General features: G+C 51.1%; 2 rRNA genes. Both read left to right on the top strand.

Annotated features, from left to right (window positions below):
• Positions 1–154 precede the first annotated feature (154 nt).
• Positions 155–3,046 (top strand): 23S ribosomal RNA (locus PseAD21_RS29135).
• 145 nt (positions 3,047–3,191) lie between these two features.
• Positions 3,192–3,307, top strand: a 5S ribosomal RNA gene (rrf, locus tag PseAD21_RS29130).
• Positions 3,308–3,367 lie beyond the last annotated feature (60 nt).

Genomic DNA, 3,367 nt, shown 5'->3' with positions numbered 1-3,367 from the left:
ATCGTTCTTTAAAAATTTGGGTATGTGATAGAAAGATAGACTGGATAGCACTTTCACTGGTGTTTATTCAGGCTAAGGTAAAATTTGTGAGTTTAATCGCGAATTTTCGGCGAATGTCGTCTTCACAGTATAACCAGATTGCTTGGGGTTATATGGTCAAGTGAAGAAGCGCATACGGTGGATGCCTTGGCAGTCAGAGGCGATGAAAGACGTGGTAGCCTGCGAAAAGCTTCGGGGAGTCGGCAAACAGACTTTGATCCGGAGATGTCTGAATGGGGGAACCCAGCCATCATAAGATGGTTATCTTGTACTGAATACATAGGTGCAAGAGGCGAACCAGGGGAACTGAAACATCTAAGTACCCTGAGGAAAAGAAATCAACCGAGATTCCCTTAGTAGTGGCGAGCGAACGGGGACTAGCCCTTAAGTGGCTTTGAGATTAGCGGAACGCTCTGGAAAGTGCGGCCATAGTGGGTGATAGCCCTGTACGCGAAAATCTCTTGGTCATGAAATCGAGTAGGACGGAGCACGAGAAACTTTGTCTGAATATGGGGGGACCATCCTCCAAGGCTAAATACTACTGACTGACCGATAGTGAACTAGTACCGTGAGGGAAAGGCGAAAAGAACCCCGGAGAGGGGAGTGAAATAGATCCTGAAACCGTATGCGTACAAGCAGTGGGAGCCCACTTTGTTGGGTGACTGCGTACCTTTTGTATAATGGGTCAGCGACTTATTTTCAGTGGCGAGCTTAACCGAATAGGGGAGGCGTAGCGAAAGCGAGTCTTAATAGGGCGTCTAGTCGCTGGGAATAGACCCGAAACCGGGCGATCTATCCATGGGCAGGTTGAAGGTTAGGTAACACTGACTGGAGGACCGAACCGACTACCGTTGAAAAGTTAGCGGATGACCTGTGGATCGGAGTGAAAGGCTAATCAAGCTCGGAGATAGCTGGTTCTCCTCGAAAGCTATTTAGGTAGCGCCTCATGTATCACTGTAGGGGGTAGAGCACTGTTTCGGCTAGGGGGTCATCCCGACTTACCAAACCGATGCAAACTCCGAATACCTACAAGTGCCGAGCATGGGAGACACACGGCGGGTGCTAACGTCCGTCGTGAAAAGGGAAACAACCCAGACCGTCAGCTAAGGTCCCAAAGTTATGGTTAAGTGGGAAACGATGTGGGAAGGCTTAGACAGCTAGGAGGTTGGCTTAGAAGCAGCCACCCTTTAAAGAAAGCGTAATAGCTCACTAGTCGAGTCGGCCTGCGCGGAAGATGTAACGGGGCTCAAACCATACACCGAAGCTACGGGTATCACTTAGGTGATGCGGTAGAGGAGCGTTCTGTAAGCCTGTGAAGGTGAGTTGAGAAGCTTGCTGGAGGTATCAGAAGTGCGAATGCTGACATGAGTAACGACAATGGGTGTGAAAAACACCCACGCCGAAAGACCAAGGTTTCCTGCGCAACGTTAATCGACGCAGGGTTAGTCGGTCCCTAAGGCGAGGCTGAAAAGCGTAGTCGATGGAAAACAGGTTAATATTCCTGTACTTCTGGTTATTGCGATGGAGGGACGGAGAAGGCTAGGCCAGCTTGGCGTTGGTTGTCCAAGTTTAAGGTGGTAGGCTGAGATCTTAGGTAAATCCGGGATCTTAAGGCCGAGAGCTGATGACGAGTTACCCTTTGGGTGACGAAGTGGTTGATGCCATGCTTCCAAGAAAAGCTTCTAAGCTTCAGGTAACCAGGAACCGTACCCCAAACCGACACAGGTGGTTGGGTAGAGAATACCAAGGCGCTTGAGAGAACTCGGGTGAAGGAACTAGGCAAAATGGCACCGTAACTTCGGGAGAAGGTGCGCCGGTGAGGGTGAAGGACTTGCTCCGTAAGCTCATGCCGGTCGAAGATACCAGGCCGCTGCGACTGTTTATTAAAAACACAGCACTCTGCAAACACGAAAGTGGACGTATAGGGTGTGACGCCTGCCCGGTGCCGGAAGGTTAATTGATGGGGTTAGCTAACGCGAAGCTCTTGATCGAAGCCCCGGTAAACGGCGGCCGTAACTATAACGGTCCTAAGGTAGCGAAATTCCTTGTCGGGTAAGTTCCGACCTGCACGAATGGCGTAACGATGGCGGCGCTGTCTCCACCCGAGACTCAGTGAAATTGAAATCGCTGTGAAGATGCAGTGTATCCGCGGCTAGACGGAAAGACCCCGTGAACCTTTACTATAGCTTTGCACTGGACTTTGAATTTGCTTGTGTAGGATAGGTGGGAGGCTTTGAAGCGTGGACGCCAGTTCGCGTGGAGCCATCCTTGAAATACCACCCTGGCAACTTTGAGGTTCTAACTCAGGTCCGTTATCCGGATCGAGGACAGTGTATGGTGGGTAGTTTGACTGGGGCGGTCTCCTCCTAAAGAGTAACGGAGGAGTACGAAGGTGCGCTCAGACCGGTCGGAAATCGGTCGTAGAGTATAAAGGCAAAAGCGCGCTTGACTGCGAGACAGACACGTCGAGCAGGTACGAAAGTAGGTCTTAGTGATCCGGTGGTTCTGTATGGAAGGGCCATCGCTCAACGGATAAAAGGTACTCCGGGGATAACAGGCTGATACCGCCCAAGAGTTCATATCGACGGCGGTGTTTGGCACCTCGATGTCGGCTCATCACATCCTGGGGCTGAAGCCGGTCCCAAGGGTATGGCTGTTCGCCATTTAAAGTGGTACGCGAGCTGGGTTTAGAACGTCGTGAGACAGTTCGGTCCCTATCTGCCGTGGACGTTTGAGATTTGAGAGGGGCTGCTCCTAGTACGAGAGGACCGGAGTGGACGAACCTCTGGTGTTCCGGTTGTCACGCCAGTGGCATTGCCGGGTAGCTATGTTCGGGAAAGATAACCGCTGAAAGCATCTAAGCGGGAAACTTGCCTCAAGATGAGATCTCACTGGAACCTTGAGTTCCCTGAAGGGCCGTCGAAGACTACGACGTTGATAGGTTGGGTGTGTAAGCGCTGTGAGGCGTTGAGCTAACCAATACTAATTGCCCGTGAGGCTTGACCATATAACACCCAAGCAATTTGCGAACTCGAGAGAGGCCAGATTGCGGTGTGTGAAGACGAAACGAACCGAAAGTTCGAGAGAAACACACAAACTATCGCATACCCAATTTGCTGAAGCGTCGAAAGACGAGTCGGCACACCGAATTTCTTGACGACCATAGAGCGTTGGAACCACCTGATCCCATCCCGAACTCAGCAGTGAAACGATGCATCGCCGATGGTAGTGTGGGGTTTCCCCATGTGAGAGTAGGTCATCGTCAAGATTAAATTCCGAAACCCCAATTGCGAAAGCAATTGGGGTTTTGTTTTGCCCGCAGGAAAGT

Source organism: Pseudomonas sp. AD21, assembly GCF_002878485.1.
GTDB lineage: Bacteria > Pseudomonadota > Gammaproteobacteria > Pseudomonadales > Pseudomonadaceae > Aquipseudomonas.
The sequence above is the reverse complement of the archived record's forward strand: the minus strand, read 5'-3'. Positions and strand labels throughout refer to the sequence as shown.